The organism is Arthrobacter sp. TJ-238, from assembly GCF_058269215.1.
This window is the reverse complement of sequence record NZ_JBZCNH010000003.1, coordinates 528756-547599: the sequence shown is the minus strand read 5'-3', so window position 1 is coordinate 547599 and position 18844 is coordinate 528756. Positions and strand designations below refer to the sequence as shown.

Below are 18844 nucleotides of genomic sequence, written 5' to 3'. Positions count from 1 at the left end.
GTACCGCGCAGTAGGGGAGGGAAGTCCGATGGTGTCCAACGTGAATACTGGCGTGAATGGGGAAGAGCCGAACATGACGTCTCCTGAGACAACGACGATCGGTCTGCCGCCGCAAATGGCCCTGGGCGACTCGGAGCGTCACCTGACGCGGGAGGAGCAGGCGTCCGTCGCCGCGCTCCCCGCCGGGTCCGCGCTGCTGATCGCCCACTCCGGCCCGAACGCGGGTGCGCGGTTCCTCCTCGACGAGGACGTGACGAAGGCCGGACGCCACCCCAACGCCGACATCTTCCTGGACGACGTGACGGTGTCCCGCCAGCACGCCGAGTTCCGCCGGACGCCGAGCGGGTTCATGGTGGTGGACACGCGCAGCCTCAACGGCACCTACGTGAACAACGACCGCGTGGACAGCGTGACGCTGCGCAGCGGCAACGAGGTGCAGATCGGCAAGTTCCGGCTCACCTTCTACGCTGCCCGCACCGTGCCCGGCCAGTCCGCCCAGCACACGACAGCACAGGCCTAGCCCGCTCCATGCCAGCCTCCCACCCCGCCCGCCGTCCGGCCGGCGTCGCTCCAGGTCTTTCCCCCACCGGTGTCCTCAACATCGGCGAGGTCCTGCGCGAACTGGCGGGGGAGTTCCCGCAGGTCACGGCGTCGAAGATCCGCTTCCTCGAGGAGAAGGGGCTCATCTCGCCGCAGCGTACCCGCGCCGGGTACCGCAAGTACGCGGCGCACGACGTCGAGCGCCTGCGGTTCGTCCTGTCCCTGCAGCGTGACCAGTACCTGCCCCTGAAGGTCATCAAGGACTACGTCGAGGCGATCGACCGGGGCGAGCGTCCGGAATCGCTGCCGGGCGGGATGACCCTGGCACCCCGCGTCGTCTCCGATCAGCTCTCGCGGGAACTGAGCTCCCACGGCCGTCGGCTCACCGCCGAGACCCTCGCGGCCGAGGCCGGAGCGCCACGCAGGCTCGTCGACGACCTCGTGAGCTTCGGACTGATCACCGCCGTCGAGAACCGGTTCGACGAGCACGCCCTCAAGATCACGAAGGCCTGCGTCCAGCTGGAGGCCCACGGCATCGAACCCCGACACCTGCGGCCCTTCCGCGCTGCTGCGGACCGCGAGCTCGGGCTGGTCGAACGCGTCGTCGCGCCGGTGGCGTCCCGCAAGGATGTCGCCTCGAAGGCGCGCGCGGCGGAGACGGCACGGGAGATCAGCGAATTGTGCCTGGGGCTCCACAGCGCCCTCGTCCACAGCCACATAGCCCGAATGGACAGTTAGGCGGCTTCCCGTGATCGAAGTAGAAGTGGTGGGCGTGCGGATCGAACTGCCCTCCAACCAGCCGCTGGTCCTCCTGCGCGAGGCCGCTGGGGAACGCCACCTGCCCATCTGGATCGGAGCCCCCGAAGCCAGCGCTATCGCGTTCGTGCAGCAGGGCATCGTGCCGCCGCGCCCCATGACGCATGACCTCCTGGTCGACGTCGTCGCAGCGGCCGGCAAGCAGATCACCGAGGTTCGCATCACCTCCGTGGAGGACACCGTCTACCACGCCCAGCTGGTGTTCAGCGACGGCGTGACGGTCAGCTCGAGGGCCTCCGACGCCCTGGCCGTCGCCCTGCGCGTGCCGTGCCCCATCTACTGCGCGGAGGAGGTCCTGGCCGTCGCGGGCGTGGAGATCGCCGACGCCGACGCCGAGGACCCGGAGCAGGGCGACACGGAGGAGACGGCCGAGAAGGAGGTCCTCCAGTTCAGGGAGTTCCTCGCCGATGTGGAGCCCGAGGACTTCGAACGCTGAAGTCCGCCCGGGTCGAGCCCTGTCGCGCCGCGTGGTTCGGCGGGCCGCGGGCGACACGCCGAACCTTGGGGGGCAGCATCTTTGACCTCGACCCTCCCGCGATCTAACGTCGAAGAATACAGTTCCCGTTGCGTGTGTGGGGGGCTCGGGGCACACTTGAGTGCACATCCTGAGGTTCCGCCCAGTTGAGCAAACTCCCCGGGAACCCTACGAGGAGGCAGCACGTGAGTCCGAAGGGTGACGCCGGCAAGGCAGCCAGCCCGCCAGGCGCTGGCGTCCCGGCAAGCGCCCAGGGCTTACTGTTCACCGAAGACCTCCCCGTCCTCGACGAGGACGCCGGGTATCGCGGCCCCACGGCCTGCAAGGCCGCCGGCATCACCTACCGCCAGCTCGACTACTGGGCCCGCACCGGGCTCGTGGAGCCCGCCGTCCGGAGCGCTTCCGGCTCCGGCACACACCGCCTCTACGGCTTCCGCGACATCCTCGTCCTCAAGGTCGTCAAGCGACTGCTCGACACCGGGGTCTCCCTGCAGCAGATCCGCACCGCCGTGGAGCACCTCCGTGAGCGCGGCGTCGAGGACCTCGCCCAGATCACCCTCATGAGCGACGGCGCGAGCGTCTACGAGTGCACGTCGGCGGACGAGGTCATCGACCTCGTCCAGGGCGGGCAGGGCGTCTTCGGGATCGCGGTCGGCCGGGTGTGGCGCGAGGTCGAGGGCAGCCTCGCCGCCCTGCCGAGCGAGCATGCCACCGATCAGGACTTCCCCGGCGACGAGCTCAGCAAGCGCCGCGCCACCCGGAAGATCAGCTGATCCAGGGGGGTGTCCCGGTGCGCGCCGCCCGCCGGCAGCACCACCCCTAGGCGGCCCTGCCGGCGCTTCTCGGTCCGGTATCAGCGCCTCGCGGCGCGGCTGCGCAGACGGCCCGAATCCGTCACGCTCCTGAGCAGCTCGTCGAAGTAGCCCGCTGCCTGCTGCGCTGGCTCGCCGGGCCAGTGATGCACCGAGTAGGCAGCGCCCTGGATCTGCTGCCAGTTGGCCTGGTCGGGGATGGTGGGGCTGAGCAGTAGCTCACCGAACATCTGCTGCATCTCACCCAGGCGGAACGCGTGCTCGTGCGACGCCGACCGCACGCGGTTCGCCACGATGCCCGCCGTCTGCAGATCCGGCGCGAATTCCCGGCGGAACAGTTCGAGTGCACGCATGGTCCGCTCCGTCCCCGCCACGGAGAACAGGCTGGGCTCGGCGACGAGCAGCACCCGGTTGCTCGCCGTCCAGGCCATCCGGGTCAGGCCGTTGAGCGAGGGCGGGCAGTCGATCAGGACGAGACCGTATCCCTCGACGCGGGACAGGAGCCGGGACAGCCGCTGCTGGTCACGACGCCCGAGGTCGGGCCTGTCGTAGATGCCGGAGTACGCGGACCCCATGGCGACGTCGAGGGTACCTGCCTCACCGGCCGGCTGCGCCGCGGTGGCCACCCAGCCGCTGGGGACGGTGTTCGCCGTGAGATCGCCACGCCGCGCGTTCTTCAGGAGACGCCCGATGTCCGTCTGCCCGGACGGACGCACCCCGAGCCCGGTAGTCGCGTCGGCGTGGGGGTCGAGGTCCACCACGAGCGTGGGGATGCCCGCTGCCAGTGCGGCCGAAGCCAGCCCCAGGGTGACCGACGTCTTGCCCACGCCGCCTTTGAGACTGCTGATGCTCACTACCTGCACGTGTTGGACCTGTACCTAACTCTGGCTGCCGCCGGGGCGCGACTGAATTCCCCGACCAATCATAGAGTGACGCGGCCATCGGCCCGGACGGCGTCACCGGTCCTCCCGGTGGCAGGGATGGCGCCGGGGCCGGTCCGGGGGGAACCCGTGGACGGGAAAGAGCAGCCGGGTAGGATCAGTCCAGCGTGCAGGACCCGACCCGCAAGGATGCAGGAGTGCGATGTTCTCGAAGATTCTGGTAGCCAACCGTGGTGAGATCGCGATCCGGGCCTTTCGGGCCGGGTACGAGGTGGGCGCGAAGACGGTCGCCGTGTTCCCGCAGGAGGACCGCAACTCCATCCACCGGCAGAAGGCGGACGAGGCGTACCTGATCGGGGAGGAGGGCCACCCCGTCCGGGCGTACCTCGATATCGAGGAGATCATCCGGGTGGCCCGCGAGGCCGGCTGCGATGCCATCTACCCCGGATACGGGTTCCTGTCCGAGAACCCCGGCCTCGCCCGCGCCGCCGCCGAGGCGGGCATCACGTTCGTGGGACCGCCGGCCGACGTCCTCGAGCTCGCCGGCAACAAGGTCAAGGCCCTCGACGCCGCCCGCGAGGCAGGGATCCCGGTGCTCGCCTCCTCACGTCCGAGCGCGGACGTGGCGGAGCTCATCGCCGCGGCGGACGAGATCGGCTTCCCCGTCTTCGCGAAGGCCGTGGCCGGCGGCGGCGGGCGCGGCATGCGCCGCGTCGACACGCGGGAGGCGCTGCCGGAGGCGCTCGAAGCGGCGATGCGCGAGGCCGAGTCCGCGTTCGGAGATCCGACCATGTTCCTGGAGCAGGCCGTGCTGCGGCCCCGGCACATCGAGGTGCAGATCCTCGCGGACGCCGACGGCAATGTCATGCACCTGTTCGAGCGGGACTGCTCGCTGCAGCGCCGCCACCAGAAGGTCATCGAGATCGCCCCCGCCCCGAACCTCGACGAGGGCATCCGGCAGGCCCTGCACCGGGACGCGGTCAAATTCGCGACCGCCCTCGGATACGTCAACGCCGGCACGGTCGAGTTCCTCGTGGACACGGTCGGGGAGCGGGCGGGCCAGCACGTCTTCATCGAGATGAACCCGCGCATCCAGGTCGAGCACACGGTCACCGAGGAGGTCACCGACGTCGACCTCGTCCAGGCGCAGCTGCGCATCGCCGCCGGGGAGACCCTGGCGGACCTCGGCCTGTCCCAGGACACGGTGTACCTGCGCGGCGCGGCCCTGCAGTCGCGGATCACCACGGAGGACCCGGCCAACGGGTTCCGGCCGGACGTCGGACGGATCTCGGCCTATCGGTCCGCGGGCGGCGCGGGTGTGCGGCTCGACGGCGGCACGGTCTACGCAGGGGCGGAGATCAGTCCGCACTTCGACTCCATGCTGGTCAAGCTCACCTGCAGGGGCCGCGACTACCCGACCGCGGTCGCGCGGGCACGCCGGGCGTTGGCCGAGTTCCGGGTCCGCGGCGTCTCCACGAACATCTCCTTCCTGCAGGCGGTGCTCGACGACCCGGACTTCATCGCGGGGAACGTCGCCACCTCGTTCATCGACGAACGCCCCGAACTGCTCACCGCGCGCATCCCGGCCGACCGCGGCACGAAGCTGCTGACCTGGCTCGCCGACGTGACCGTCAACCAGCCCAACGGCGCCCGCCCGGCGCACCTGGACCCCCGGGAGAAACTGCCGGTGATCGAGGAACCGGAGCGGGAGACGGAGACGGACAGTGCACCGGCCCCGGCGAAGCCGGGGAGTCGCCAGCGGTTGCTGGAGCTCGGACCGGAGGGTTTCGCGCGTCGGCTGCGGGAGCAGACCGCCGTCGCCGTCACGGACACCACGTTCCGGGACGCGCACCAGTCGCTGCTCGCCACGCGGGTACGGACCCGCGACCTCGTGGCCGCCGGCGCGTCCGTGTCACGGCTGATGCCGGAGCTCCTCTCGGTCGAGGCCTGGGGAGGTGCCACGTACGACGTCGCACTGCGCTTCCTCGGTGAGGACCCGTGGGCGCGGCTGGACGCGCTGCGCCGTGAGGTGCCGAACATCTGCCTGCAGATGCTGCTGCGCGGACGGAACACGGTCGGCTACACCCCGTACCCGGAAGCGGTGACGGCGGCGTTCGTGCAGGAGGCCGCGGCCTCGGGGATCGACATCTTCCGGATCTTCGACGCCCTCAACGACGTCACGCAGATGGAGCCGGCCATCCGGGCGGTCCGGGCGACGGGTACCGCGGTCGCCGAGGTGGCCCTGTGCTACACCGCGGACATGCTGGACCCGGCCGAGACGCTGTACACCCTGGACTACTATCTCGACCTCGCCCAGCGCATCGTGGACGCAGGCGCCCACATCCTCGCGATCAAGGACATGGCGGGCCTGCTCCGCCCCGCTGCGGCGGCGAAGCTCGTGACCGCCCTGCGGGAACGCTTCGAGGTGCCCGTGCACCTGCACACCCACGACACCGCGGGCGGGCAGCTCGCGACCCTCCTCGCCGCCGTGGAGGCAGGGGTCGACGCCGTGGACGTCGCCAGTGCGGCGCTGGCCGGGACGACCAGCCAGCCGTCGGCGTCAGCTCTCGTCGCGGCCCTCGCCCACACGCCCCGGGACACGGGTCTCGACCTGGGGAACGTGTGCGCGCTCGAGCCCTACTGGGAGGCCGTCCGGCGCATGTATGCCCCATTCGAATCCGGTCTGCCCGGACCCACGGGGCGCGTGTACCGGCACGAGATCCCCGGCGGGCAGCTCTCGAACCTGAAGCAGCAGGCCATCGCGCTCGGCCTCGGCGAGAGGTTCGAGGCCATCGAGGACATGTACACCGCGGCGGACCGGATCCTGGGCCGGCTCGTGAAGGTCACCCCGTCCTCCAAGGTCGTCGGCGACCTCGCCCTGGCCCTCGTCGGGAGGAACGCGGATCCGGTCGAGTTCGAGGAGAATCCGCAGGACTTCGACATCCCGGACTCCGTCATCGGGTTCCTCAACGGGGAGCTCGGCAACCCGCCCGGAGGGTGGCCCGAACCGTTCCGTACCAAGGCCCTCCAGGGCCGGGAACTCAAGCCGCGCGACGCGGAGCTCAGCTCGGAGGACGAGGCGAAGCTCGCCGGGTCCTCGACGGAGCGCCGGAACGCGCTCAACACGCTCCTGTTCGCCGGACCGACGAAGGACTTCCAGTCCACGCGTGACACCTACGGCGACGTGTCCCTCCTCGGCACGGCCGACTACCTCTACGGGCTGCAGCCCGGCACGGAGCACGTGATCGAACTCGAGAAGGGCGTCCGGCTGATCGCCACGCTCGAAGCGGTGTCCGAGCCGGACGAGAAGGGGATGCGCACCGTGATGTGCACCCTCAACGGGCAGATGCGCCCCGTGAGCGTACGCGACAGGAGCATCAAGGCCGACGTGGCAGCCGCCGAGAAGGCCGACCCCGGCACCCCCGGGCACATCGCCGCGCCCTTCGCCGGATCCGTCACCGTCACCCGCGCGGAAGGGGATACCGTGGCCGCCGGCGACACCGTCGCCACGATCGAGGCCATGAAGATGGAGGCCAACATCACCACGCCGGTCGCCGGTACCGTCCAGCGCGTCGCCTTCACGGGCGCAGCACCCGCCCAGGGCGGTGACCTCCTCCTCGTGATCAAGGCGTCCTGAAGCACCCGCACCGAGCTGCGGGTGCCCGGCCCCGAGGCAGGCCGGCAGGCTAGAGTAATGCGCTGAGAAGCAGTCGGACAGCTCCCGACCCCGCGGGAGAGCGGCCGCAGAACGATGTGGAAGGAACCATGGCAAGCGACCCGACCAACCCCTCGGGGATCACGGACCCTGCACCGAATCCCACCCCTGACGCCAGCCCGGATCCCTCCGATCCCACCCCGGACCCCACCCCGGACCCCGCCTCGGACTCCGCCCCGGACCCGACACAGGGCGTCGCCATCCTGCCCGGCGTGCCGTTCCTCGCCGGCTCCGGTCCGGCCGCCGTGACGTCTGCCACCGCTGTCCCGGCCGGCGCGTCCGCCGGCGACGCGATCGGCGCGGAGTGGGAGCCGTCCCGGTCGCCCACCTCCGCGCTCTCCGCCTCCACGTCCGGCAGCGCGCCGTCCGGAGCCGGAACGACAGGCACGACCGGAACCGCGGGCCAGGCGGCCGCGGGCGGCAAGGACCCCGCCGGACCGGCCGGCGAGCATGCCTCCCGGCGCGGGAAGGACCTCGGGCCGGAACCGGCGTCGTCGCTCACGGCCGACCGCCTCCTGATCGGCACCGCCCGTCCGCCCGTCGCCGGCTGGCGACGGTGGTTCTACACCGTCACGTTCGGGCGCGTGAACCTGGGCGACTCCGACGCCGTCCGCGTGCAGCGCGCCCTCGAACACCGCATCTCCGCCCGGCTGGGAGGCCGCACGCGGTACCTCCCCGTGCTCTCCCGCAAGGGCGGGGTCGGCAAGACCACCGTGACCACCCTGCTCGGCATGGCGCTCGCCGATACCCGCGAGGACCGCATCATCGCGATGGACGCGAACCCGGACCGCGGCACGCTCTCCGACCGGTCGCCCGGCCGCGCGGACCGCACCGCGCGGCAGCTCGTGCAGAACCGCTACAGCATCAACTCCTTCGCGCAGCTCGCCGAATACGTCACGAGGGACGGCTCCCGCCTCCACGTGCTCGCCTCCGACACCGATCCGGCCGTGGCCCAGGCGTTCGACGACTCCGACTACCGCGCGGTGACGGACCTCCTCGGCCGCTACTACTCGATCGTCCTGACGGATTCCGGCACCGGTATGGTCCACTCGGTCATGAGGGGGACGCTCGACAAGGCGGACTCGGTGGTCCTCGTCTCGGGTGGCAGCGTCGACGAGGCGCGGCTCGCGTCCGAGACGCTGAGCTGGCTCGAGGCACACGGACGGCACGACCTCGTGGCCAGGGCGATCGTGGTGGTGAACCTGTCCTCCGGCAACGGCACCCAGGTGGACATCGCGCAGATCGAGCAGCATTTCCGCTCGCGCGTGGGCACCGTGGTCAGGATCCCGTACGACCGCCACCTGGCGGAGGGCTCCCGCATCGAGCTCGCCCGGCTGAAGCCGGCCACGCGCCGCGCCGTGACCGAACTGGCGGCCCTCGTGGTGGACCAGCTCGCCGACTGAGCGCGGCTACACTGCGGGATGTGACCCACTACGACCTCGCGATCATCGGCTCCGGCTCAGGCAACACCCTCGTCTCGCCGGAGTGGGACGACCGGCAGGTGGTGCTCGTCGAGGGCGGCACGTTCGGCGGGACCTGCCTCAACGTCGGCTGCATCCCGACGAAGATGTACGTGTACCCGGCCGGACTGGCGTCCGCGCCGGGGGAGTCGGCCCGGCTCGGCGTGGACCTGTCGCTGGAGGGCGTGCGCTGGAAGGACATCCGAGACCGCATCTTTACCCGGATCGACGCCATCTCCGCCGGCGGGAGGGACTACCGCGCCAAGGAGCTCGCCAACGTGACCCTCATCGAGGAGCATGTCCGCCTCACGGGGGAGAAGTCCTTCCGCACCGCCTCGGGGGACGAGGTCACCGCCGACCAGCTGGTGATCGCCACCGGCTCGAGGGCCGTCCGTCCGCCGATCCCCGGCATCGACCTGCCGCAGGTGCACACCTCCGACACCGTCATGCGGCTCGACGAGCTCCCCGCGCGGCTCCTGGTCATCGGCGGCGGCTACATCGCCGCCGAGTTCGCGCACGTGTTCGCAGCCTTCGGTACCCGGGTCACCATCGCGGTCCGCTCCAGCGGGATGCTGCGCGAGCTCGACGAGACCGTTTCCGACGCGTTCACCGAGCAGGCCGCACGCCAGTGGGACCTCCGGCAGCACACCGAGGTCGCGCGGATCACCGCGAACGACGACGGCAGCGTCACCGCACGCCTGGGCGGACCGGCGGGGCCGGAGGACCTCGAGGTCGACGCCGTGCTCGTCGCGATCGGGCGCACACCCACCACCGATGCCCTCGGTGCCGCCGAGGCGGGCCTCGACCTGCACCACGACGGCCGTCTCGTGGTCGACGAGTACCAGCGGGTGCTGCGCGGCGGCCGGCCCGTGACCGGCCTCTGGTCGCTCGGCGACGTGAGCAGCGACTACCAGCTGAAGCACGTGGCGAACCACGAGGCGAAGGTCGTGGCCCACAATCTGCTGCACCCCGAGGCGCTCCGCGCTGCCGACCACCGGTTCGTGCCCGCCGCCGTGTTCTCCTCGCCGCAGGCGGCCTCGGTCGGCATGACCGAGGAGCAGGCACTCAGCCATGCGGACGTCACCGGCACCCCGATCGTGACCGCGGTGCAGCACTACGGGTCGACGGCGTACGGGTGGGCCATGGAGGACACGCAGGGATTCGTGAAGCTCATCGCCGAGCAGCAGACCGGGCGCATCCTCGGCGCGCACATCCTCGGCCACGAGGCCTCGATGATCATCCAGCCGGTCATCCAGGCCATGTCCTTCGGCCTCGACGCGCAGACCATGGCCCGCGGGCAGTACTGGATCCATCCGGCGCTCACCGAGGTGCTGGAGAACGCGCTGCTCAGCCTCAAAACGGGCTAGGGGCGACCCGGGTCGCCCCGGGTCCCCCGGGTCGCCGGGGAGCCTAGACCTTGGCCGTCGTGTAGATGGACTCCACGATCTCCGCGTAGTCCTTGAGGACCTGGGCGCGTTTGATCTTGAGCGACGGGGTGAGGTGGCCGGTGGACTCGGTGAAGTCGGTGGGCACGACCCGGAACATCTTGATGGCCTCCGCGCGGGAGACCGTGGTGTTGGCGCTGTCCACGAGCTCCTGGATCTCGGCGAGCACGAGCGGGTGGTCCGCTGCCTCCCCCGTGGTGGTACCCGCCGGCAGGTGGTGCCGTTCGAGCCAGCCCGGCAGGGCCTCCTCGTCGAGGGTGATCAGCGCCGAGATGAAGGGCCGCTGGTCGCCGACGACGACGCACTGCGAGACCAGCGCATTGGCGCGGATGGCGTCCTCGAGCAGCGCGGGGATGACGTTCTTCCCGCTCGCCGTCACGATGATCTCCTTCTTCCGGCCCGTGATGCGCAGGAAGCCGTCGTCGTCGAGCTCGCCGATGTCACCCGTGCGGAACCAGCCATCCACGAAGGCGTCCTCGGTGAGGTCGGGGCGGTTGAAGTAGCCCTTCATGACGCACACGCCCTGGGTGAGGATCTCGCCGTCGTCTGCGATCTTCACCGCATTGCCGGGCAGCGGAGCGCCCACGGTGCCGATCTTGATCCGCTTGGGTGTGTTGACCGTGATGGGCGCCGTCGTCTCGGTCAGGCCGTAGCCCTCGAGCACCATGAGCCCGATGCCGTGGAAGAAGTGGCCGAGCCGGTCGCCGAGGGGCGCGCCGCCGGAGACGGCGTGCTGCACGCGTCCGCCCATCGCGGTGCGGATCTTCCCGTAGAGCAGCCGGTCGAACACGGCGTGCTTGACCTTGAGGCCCAACGGGATCTTCCCGGCCTGCTCCGCCTTCGACCAGGCGATGGCGACATCCGCGCCTGCGTGGAAGATCTTGCCCTTGCCGCCGTCCTCGGCCTTCAGCATCGAGTTGTTGTACACCTTCTCGAACACGCGCGGCACCGCGAGGATGAAGGTCGGCTGGTAGCTCTGCAGGTCGGGGAGGAGGTTCTTCACGTCCGGCGTATGGGCCACCGTGGCACCCGCGGCGACGCACAGCACGGAGATGAAGCGGGCGAAGACGTGGGCCAGGGGCAGGAACATGATGGTCTGGCCGCCCTCGCGGGCGACCTCCGGCAGGGCCGCGGCTGCGTTCTCGGACAGCTCGACGAAGTTGCCGTGCGTCAGTTCGCAGCCCTTGGGCTTGCCCGTGGTGCCCGAGGTGTAGATGATCGTCGCGACGTCGTCGAGGCCCGCGTAGGCGCGACGGTCGGAGAGGGTCTGCTCGTCGGTGCCCGCGCCGGCCGTGCGCAGCGTGTCGAGTCCGTCGCCGTCGAACTGCCAGACGTGGCGCAGGGACTCGATGCCCTCGAGCGCCACGGCCTCACGCACCACGTTCTCGTGGCGGGCGGATTCGACGAACGCGCCGACGGCGCCCGAATCGCTGAGGATCCAGGCCACCTGGGCGGGGGAGGAGGTCTCGTACACGGGGACGGAGACGGCGCCCGCGAACCAGATCGCGAAGTCCGCCAGCGACCACTCGTAGCGGGTACGGGCCATGATGGCCACGCGGTCTCCGGGCTGGACGCCCGAGGAGATCAGGCCCTTCGCGATGTCCTCGACCTGGCGCCGGAACTCGGTGGCGGAGATGTCCTCCCACTCACCCGAGGCTCCCTTCACCGCGAACAGGGCGGGATTGGACGGCTTCGCCGCCTGCCGCACCACGAGGTCCGTCGTATTGGTCTGGCGGGGGACGTCCACGAGGACGGGAACGCTGATGTCGCGCACGATAGCTCCTTCGATATCACCTCGGCCGTGAGGTCGTTTCAGCCTATAGGTTCGGTCCACCGAATTACTGTCCAGTAATGTACGAATCGGTAACGGTGGCGTGCGGGCGCGCCCCGACAGGACGGAGGAGGGACCGCATGCCGATCATTCCCGACCCGGCCGGCCGGCGCACCCGACGCCCGCGCACCGACACCTGGCATGCGGGTCGCGGTGCCCCACCGACCGGGCGCACGGCCCGCACCACCTTCGCCAACCCGGCACGCCGCGGTCTCTCCGTGGGCGTGGACATCGGCGGTACGAAGGTCGCGGCGGGTGTCGTGGACGTCCATGGGAGGATCCTCGCCGAGGCACGCAGGGCGACCCCCGGCCAGGACCCCCGCGCCGTGGAGGGGGTCATCACCGAGCTCGTCCGCGAGCTGTCGCAGGAATTCCGGATCCGGTCGGTGGGGATCGGGGCGGCGGGGTGGATGGACCTCGCCAACAGCACGGTGCTCTTCAGCCCGCATCTCGCCTGGCGCAACGAGCCGCTGCGGAGGAACTTGGAGAAGCTGCTCCACCGGCGCGTAACGGTGGTGAACGACGCCGACGCCGCCGCCTGGGCGGAGTGGAAGTTCGGCGCGGGGCGGGGTGAGTCCCGCCTGGTGTGCGTCACCCTGGGCACGGGCATCGGCGGCGCGATGATCATGGGTGGACGCGTGGAGCGCGGGCGGCACGGCGTCGCGGGTGAGTTCGGGCACCAGATCATCGTGCCGCAGGGGCACCGGTGCGAGTGCGGGAACCGCGGCTGCTGGGAGCAGTACGCCTCCGGCAACGCGCTCGGCCGCGAGGCCCGCGAGCTCGCCGCCGCCAATTCCCCCGTGGCCAGGGCCATCATCGACGCGGCCCCCGGCGACGGGGCCCTGATCACCGGCGCGCTCGTGACACGCCTCGCGATGGAGGGCGACCCGGCGTCCCGGGAACTGGTCGACGACGTCGGGCAGTGGCTGGGACTGGGACTGGCCAACCTGGCTGCGGCGCTCGATCCCGGGACATTCGTCATAGGCGGAGGACTGAGTGCGGCGGACGAACTCCTGCTCGAACCGGCGCGGCGCGCGTTCGGGCGCAACCTGACGGGGCGGGGATTCCGGCCGGCCGCGCGCATCGAGAGGGCGGCTCTGGGCCCGGAGGCGGGACTCATCGGGGCCGCCGACCTGTCGCGGCTGCTCTCACGCAGCGCCACCTAGGCGCGGGGCCGCCGGGAGCGCGCGCTAGACCTCGGCGCCGTCGTCCCCGATGTCCCGGTGCTTGGGCAGCTTGGTGACGAGGTAGCCGGCGCCGGCGAGGAACAGGGCGAGGACCCCGAGCGTGGCGGCCAGGGGGGCGTCGCGCCAGAACATGGCGAACAGCAGCAGTGTGATCGGCCCGCCCGCGGCGCCGACCCACGCCAGCACCGTCAGCGGGTCGCCGGCGCCGAGCGGCGGCGGTTCGTCCGGGACGAAGCCCTCGTCCTCCTCCGGCTCCTCCGGGGCGGCGTAGTCACGGGGTCCGGTGGCGCGGAACGGCTGGTCGCGGAAGATCGCATCAGCGCGCTCCCGGTCCGTCAGGTCCTCGGCGTCGTGTGCTCCGGACACGTCCGGGCGGGGTTCCCGGCCGTCCGTCGGGAGTGCCACGGGCGCCGGCGGGATCCCGGTTTCGCTTCCGGGAGTCACGGGGGAAGCGGTGGAGGTCCCCTCCAGGCGCGCGACGAGGTCCTGCCATACGGCGTCGTCGGTGGATTCGTTCGGTTCCTGACCTCGGGGGCCCATACTTTGCTACCTGCTGTCGCGTGCTGCGGTCCGGGTCCGAAGGACCCCGCCCGGCGTCCTGGTCATCAGAGGGCGTGCTCGTTCAATCGTGGACACCGCGGGCCGCCACGTCAACCGGTCCGCAGCGTGTCGGTGCCCCCTCGCGTCGGCCTGCGCGGGCCCGGTCCAGGCGCCGTCCGTGCCGCCGACGCCCTTAGAGTAGGCTTCCACAAGAAAAAGCGGGCGGCATGCAGAGTGCCGTTCCGTCCATGCAGGGAGGACGAGCAGCGTGTTCTATTGGGTGATGAAGCGGATCATCGTCGGTCCGATCCTCAACCTCCTGTTCCGGCCCTGGGTCAAGGGACTCGACAACATCCCGGCGACGGGGCCCGCGGTGCTCGTCAGCAACCACCTGTCCTTCTCCGACTCGATCTTCCTCCCCATCGTGGTGCCCCGGACCGTCGTGTTCCTCGCCAAGTCGGAGTACTTCACGGGCAAGGGGGTCAAGGGCAGGCTGACGGCCCTGTTCTTCCGACTCTCGAACCAGCTGCCCATGGACCGCTCGGGCGGCGCGGCATCGTCGTCCTCCCTGACGGCGGGCATGGACATCCTGAACGAGGGCGGTGTCCTCGGGATCTATCCCGAGGGGACGCGCAGCCCTGACGGCCGCCTGTACCGCGGGAAGACGGGTGTCGCGAAGCTGGTGCTCGCCACAGGCGTCCCCGTGATCCCCGTCGCGATGATCGGGACGGACAAGGTCCAGCCCATCGGGCGGCGCATCCCCAACATCCGCCGCGTGGGGATCATCATCGGCGAGCCGCTCGACTTCAGCCGCTACGAGGGGCTCGAGGACGACCGCTTCGTCCAGCGCTCCGTGACGGACGAGATCATGTACGAGCTCATGCGCCTGTCGGGGCAGGAGTACGTGGACGCCTACGCGAGCACGGTCAAGGAGCGGCTCGCCGCGGAGAAGGCCGCCGGACGCAAGACGCCGAAGCCGGGAGCCGACACCCGCCGCGCCGCCGTGCGCATCTCCACCGAGGCGGGCAGCCCGGCGCCGGGCTCCGTCACGGAGATCGGCCGGGCGCCCTCCGCCGACAAGGGTCCCGCCGCCGGAGACACGAGGAGTGGCGCGAACGGCAGCACCGCGCAGCCCGACGCGGGCTGATCATCTCCGCCGCCCGGGCCGCCGGGCTGTGTGACATGCGGGGCGGTCGCGATGACGGGCCGAATCGAGCCACCCCACGCTGAGCCCGTAGAATTCTCCTGTGACTGATTCGCTAGCTCCCGCCCTCCCGCGCACCGCGGTTCCTGCCCCCTCCACCGCCGGCCTCGATGCCTGGCGCTCCATGACGGCGGTCCAGCAGCCCTCGTGGCAGGATCCCGGAGTGTATTCGGCGTCGGTCAAGGAACTCTCGACTCTTCCCCCGCTGGTCTTCGCTGGTGAGGTGGACGTGCTGCGCGAGCGGCTCGCCGCCGCCGCGCAGGGCAAGGCCTTCCTCCTGCAGGGTGGCGACTGCGCCGAGACCTTCGACGGTGCGACCGCCGACAAGATCAGCGCCCGGGTCCGCACGATCCTCCAGATGGCCGTCGTCCTCACGTACGGGGCGTCCCTCCCCGTGATCAAGATGGGTCGGATGGCGGGGCAGTTCGCCAAGCCACGCTCCTCGAACGACGAGACGCGCGACGGCGTGACCCTTCCCGCCTACCGAGGCGACATGGTCAACGGCTACGACTTCACCCCGGAGAGCCGCGGCCACGACGCCTCCCGCATGGTGAAGGCCTACCACACGTCGGCGTCGACCCTGAACCTCATCCGCGCCTTCACCCAGGGCGGCTTCGCGGACCTCCGCCTGGTGCACCACTGGAACAAGGGTTTCATGGCCAATCCTGCGCACTCCCGCTACGAGTCGCTCGCCCGCGAGATCGACCGTGCGGTGCGGTTCATGGATGCCTGTGGCGCGGACTTCGAAGCTCTGAAGCGTGTCGAGTTCTTCGCCAGCCATGAAGCGCTGCTCCTCGATTACGAGCGGGCGCTGACGCGGATCGACTCGCGCACCTCCCTGCCCTACGACACCTCGGCGCATTTCCTGTGGATCGGGGAGCGTACCCGCGACATCGACGGTGCGCACGTCGATTTCCTCTCCCGCGTGCGGAATCCCATCGGCGTGAAGCTCGGCCCGTCCACCTCGGCGGACGACGCCCTGGCGCTGATCGACAAGCTCGACCCGAACCGTGAGCCAGGGCGCTTGACGTTCATCACGCGGATGGGGGCCTCGAACATCCGCGAGAAGCTGCCCACCCTCGTGGAGCGCGTCACGGCGTCCGGTGCGCAGGTGCTCTGGGTCACCGATCCGATGCACGGTAATACCGTCACGTCGCCCAACGGCTACAAGACCCGTAACTTCGACGACGTCATCGACGAGGTGCGGGGGTTCTTCGAGGTGCACAACTCGCTCGGGACGTTCCCGGGTGGGCTGCACGTGGAGATGACGGGCGACGACGTGGCCGAGTGCCTCGGGGGTGCCGACCCGATCGATCAGGAGGCCTTCCTGGAACGCTACGAGTCGGTCTGCGACCCGCGCCTGAACCACATGCAGTCGCTCGAGATGGCCTTCCTCGTCGCCGGGGCCCTCTCGAAGAGCTGACCGCCCCGATGCAGGGAGGGGAGGGTGGCCGCCGCCGGCCACCCTCCCCTCCCTGCATCTTCGGTATCCTCCGCGCTACTGTCTCACCGCGTCTTCACATTGTTTTCACAGCGTCGCGCGTCCGACCAGGGCCGGTCAGGTGACCGTGATCCGGATGGTGGTCCCCTCGGGCTGCTCGCCCGTGGGGCTCTGCCCGGCCACGAGCCCGAGGACGGCGCTGCCGAAGGTGTAGTCCACCTGCACGGCGAAGCCCGCCTCCTCCAGAACGGCGACCGCGCGTTCCTCCGGCAGCGAGAACACGCTGGGGACCTTCACCATGCGCGGCCCCTGCGACAACGTCAGCGTCACCGTGGTGCCCCGCTGCACGGCGACGCCGGAAGGGTTCTGGCTCGCAACGGAGCCCGCGGGTACGGTCGCGCTGAATTCCCGTGCCTCCTCGACCTCCACCTCGAGACCTGCACGTTCCAGTGCTGCGACGGCCTCCTTCGCGGGTAGCCCGGACACGTCGGGGACGGTGATCGGCGCCGGACCGAGCGACACGACGAGGTCCACGGCCGAGTCGCGGCGGCGTTCCGCGCCCTGGCCGGGGACCTGGCGGATCACCTCGCCGGCTGGGACCGATTCGCTGTACTCCTCCCCGAGGCCGCCGACGGCGAGCCCTGCGGCGCGCAGGTCCTCCGTCGCCTCCGCCTGTGTGCTCCCGACGACGTCGGGGACGGCGAACAGCTCCGGTCCCTTCGACACGATCAGCTCGACGCGCTCGAAGCGGCGGACCGGGGACGCGGCGGCGGGCTCGGTGGCGATCACCAGCCCTTCGAGGACCTGCTCGTCGAAGACCTCCTCGGTGGACAGGGACTCGAGTCCTTCCTGTTCGAGGACGGCGCGGGCCTCAGCGAGCGGGGCGTTCGCCACATCGGGGAGGGACACCATGCCGGCCGGGCCTGCTCCGAAGAGCCAGCCCACGCCGGCCACCAGGCCGGCCAGGAGCACGAGGAGGACGGCGAGCACCCGCACGGACCGGCGCGCCGTCGTGCCGTGGAGCGCCTTCTGCGGTCGCTGGGCCTGCCGCGCCTGCTGTCTCCTGGACGGCAGGCGGACGCTGCTGCCTCCCGGCCGGCCGGCCGGGAGCGTGCCGTAGACCTCGTGGAGCCGCCGGCCGTCCTGACCCGTAGCGCCGTGGGTGACGCCGTCGTGGATCTCGGTATCGCCGCGTCGCTCCCCGTCGTGCGTGTCCCCGGCCGGCGCTGTGGCGCCCGTGAGGGGAGCACTCCACGACGGCGGCTGCTGCGGCATGGCCCCGAGGACGCGTGTGGCGTTCCGGTCGCGGTCGAAGACGCGCGTGGTGGCCTGCAGTGCAGGGGCGGAGAGCACCTCGGTCCCTCCCGGAACCGTCGCCGCGTCATCATCCTGGAAGTGGTCGTGGAGGCGGTCGTCGTACAGGCGGTCTGCGGCGCCGGTCCGGGCCCCGGTGAGTGCTTCGGTGAGTGCATCGGTCGGTGCGGCTGCTGGTGCGGTTGCCGGCGTGTCGCCGTGCACGAGGCGAGGGACGACGACCGCGGTCAGCGTGTCCTGATCCGACGCCGGGGCGGGTGGCTCGGCCGGAGCGAAGTCGAGCTCGTCGTCGCCGAGCGTGGCGAGGATGTGCCGGAGTTCACCGAGGAGCGCGGAGCCGTCCACGGGCCGGTCCTCGGGGTCCCTCGAGGTGCACCACTGCACCAGTTCGTCGATGTCGACGGCCAGTCCGGGCAGGAAGACAGAGGGGGGCGGTACCTCGGACTGCGCGTGCTGCACGGCTACCTGGATGGGGGACTCCCCGGTGAAGGGCTGCCGGCCCGTCAGGAGTTCGAAGAGCATGACGCCGGTCGAGTAGATGTCGCTCTGGGCCTCGGCGGGCCGCCCGAGGACCAGTTCGGGGGAGAGGTAGGCGACGGTCCCGACGAGCGTCGCGGTGCCGGTGCTCGCCGACACGGCGCGAGCGAGGCCGAAATCGGCGATCTTCACGGTGCCGGCGTCCGACAGCAGCACGTTCTCGGGTTTCACGTCGCGGTGGATCAGGCCCGCCTCGTGTGCCGCGGCGAGCCCTTCCACCACGGCGTCCAGGAGGGTCAGCGCGTGGCGTGGAGTGAGCCGCCCGTGCTCACGCAGCAGGTCACGCAGCGTCCTGCCGCGGACGAACTCCATGACGAGGTAGGCGACCGGCTGCCCGTCGATCTCGTCGACGCCCTGGTCGAGCACGCCGACCACGTGCGGGTGGGACAGGCGGGCGGCCGACTTGGCCTCCTGCTCGAAGCGGTCGATGAAGCCGGGCTCGTCGGCCAGGTGCGGGTACAGCACCTTGAGAGCCACGCGGCGGTCCAGGCGCCGGTCGGTGGCCAGGTAGACGGTGGACATGCCACCGCGCGCCACCCGTGAATGCACGACGTACCGACCGTCGACGATGGCGCCCTCGAGGGGATCCTTCCGTAGCTGGTGCACCCTTCGATGATAGTGGGGTACGCCGAAAGGGGGCAGGACC

At 70.8% G+C, this 18844-nt stretch carries 14 protein-coding genes; 10 read left to right on the top strand and 4 right to left on the bottom strand.

What is annotated here, in order from left to right; translation table 11 throughout:
* The first annotated feature begins 28 nt into the window (after nt 1-28).
* From AC4D2O_RS08705 to AC4D2O_RS08690, 4 genes are all read left to right on the top strand, one after another.
* A complete protein-coding gene (locus AC4D2O_RS08705) occupies nt 29-520 on the top strand; it encodes an FHA domain-containing protein (protein WP_490906445.1) in 492 nt (163 codons plus the stop codon).
* 8 nt (nt 521-528) lie between these two features.
* Nucleotides 529-1278, top strand: a complete 750-nt coding sequence (ftsR, locus tag AC4D2O_RS08700) for a transcriptional regulator FtsR (RefSeq protein WP_490906443.1) — start codon at nt 529-531, stop codon at nt 1276-1278.
* A gap of 10 nt (nt 1279-1288) precedes the next feature.
* Nucleotides 1289-1792, top strand: coding sequence for a bifunctional nuclease family protein (locus AC4D2O_RS08695; protein WP_490906441.1), 504 nt, complete (start codon nt 1289-1291; stop codon nt 1790-1792).
* 224 nt (nt 1793-2016) lie between these two features.
* Entirely contained in the window at nt 2017-2604 is a 588-nt protein-coding gene (locus AC4D2O_RS08690) for a MerR family transcriptional regulator (RefSeq protein WP_490906440.1), read from the top strand.
* An 80-nt stretch (nt 2605-2684) separates the two neighbouring features.
* Here the strand turns inward: AC4D2O_RS08690 and AC4D2O_RS08685 are convergent, their stop codons facing one another.
* Complete coding sequence (locus AC4D2O_RS08685; RefSeq protein WP_490906437.1) at nt 2685-3506, bottom strand: ParA family protein; 822 nt, start codon at nt 3504-3506, stop codon at nt 2685-2687.
* A 220-nt stretch (nt 3507-3726) separates the two neighbouring features.
* Here AC4D2O_RS08685 and AC4D2O_RS08680 point away from each other — a divergent pair, with 220 nt between their 5' ends.
* The 3 genes from AC4D2O_RS08680 (at nt 3727) to AC4D2O_RS08670 (ending at nt 10066) form a co-directional block, all read left to right on the top strand.
* Entirely contained in the window at nt 3727-7161 is a 3435-nt protein-coding gene (locus tag AC4D2O_RS08680) for a pyruvate carboxylase (RefSeq protein ID WP_490906435.1), read from the top strand.
* Between the two features lie 128 nt (nt 7162-7289).
* On the top strand, nt 7290-8642 hold the full coding sequence (locus tag AC4D2O_RS08675; protein ID WP_490906433.1) for a MinD/ParA family ATP-binding protein: 1353 nt from the start codon (nt 7290-7292) through the stop codon (nt 8640-8642).
* 20 nt (nt 8643-8662) lie between these two features.
* Nucleotides 8663-10066: a mycothione reductase gene (locus AC4D2O_RS08670; RefSeq protein WP_490906432.1), complete on the top strand. Its 1404-nt coding sequence runs from the start codon at nt 8663-8665 to the stop codon at nt 10064-10066.
* A 43-nt stretch (nt 10067-10109) separates the two neighbouring features.
* Here the strand turns inward: AC4D2O_RS08670 and AC4D2O_RS08665 are convergent, their stop codons facing one another.
* Entirely contained in the window at nt 10110-11918 is a 1809-nt protein-coding gene (locus AC4D2O_RS08665; protein WP_490906431.1) for an AMP-dependent synthetase/ligase, read from the bottom strand.
* A 137-nt stretch (nt 11919-12055) separates the two neighbouring features.
* Between AC4D2O_RS08665 and AC4D2O_RS08660 the strand changes: the two genes are divergently transcribed.
* Nucleotides 12056-13141: an ROK family glucokinase gene (locus AC4D2O_RS08660; protein WP_490906430.1), complete on the top strand. Its 1086-nt coding sequence runs from the start codon at nt 12056-12058 to the stop codon at nt 13139-13141.
* A gap of 24 nt (nt 13142-13165) precedes the next feature.
* Here AC4D2O_RS08660 and AC4D2O_RS08655 read toward each other — a convergent pair whose 3' ends face one another.
* Nucleotides 13166-13702, bottom strand: a complete 537-nt coding sequence (locus tag AC4D2O_RS08655; RefSeq protein WP_490906429.1) for a hypothetical protein — start codon at nt 13700-13702, stop codon at nt 13166-13168.
* A gap of 268 nt (nt 13703-13970) precedes the next feature.
* On the opposite strand from AC4D2O_RS08655, the gene AC4D2O_RS08650 reads away from it, so the two are divergent.
* Complete coding sequence (locus AC4D2O_RS08650) at nt 13971-14849, top strand: lysophospholipid acyltransferase family protein (RefSeq protein WP_490906428.1); 879 nt, start codon at nt 13971-13973, stop codon at nt 14847-14849.
* 100 nt (nt 14850-14949) lie between these two features.
* The gene (locus AC4D2O_RS08645) at nt 14950-16329 is read left to right on the top strand and encodes a class II 3-deoxy-7-phosphoheptulonate synthase (RefSeq protein ID WP_490906427.1); all 1380 of its coding nucleotides are present in this window, start codon (nt 14950-14952) and stop codon (nt 16327-16329) included.
* Between the two features lie 135 nt (nt 16330-16464).
* Here the strand turns inward: AC4D2O_RS08645 and AC4D2O_RS08640 are convergent, their stop codons facing one another.
* Nucleotides 16465-18804: a protein kinase domain-containing protein gene (locus tag AC4D2O_RS08640; RefSeq protein WP_490906426.1), complete on the bottom strand. Its 2340-nt coding sequence runs from the start codon at nt 18802-18804 to the stop codon at nt 16465-16467.
* Between the last annotated feature and the right edge of the window lie 40 nt (nt 18805-18844).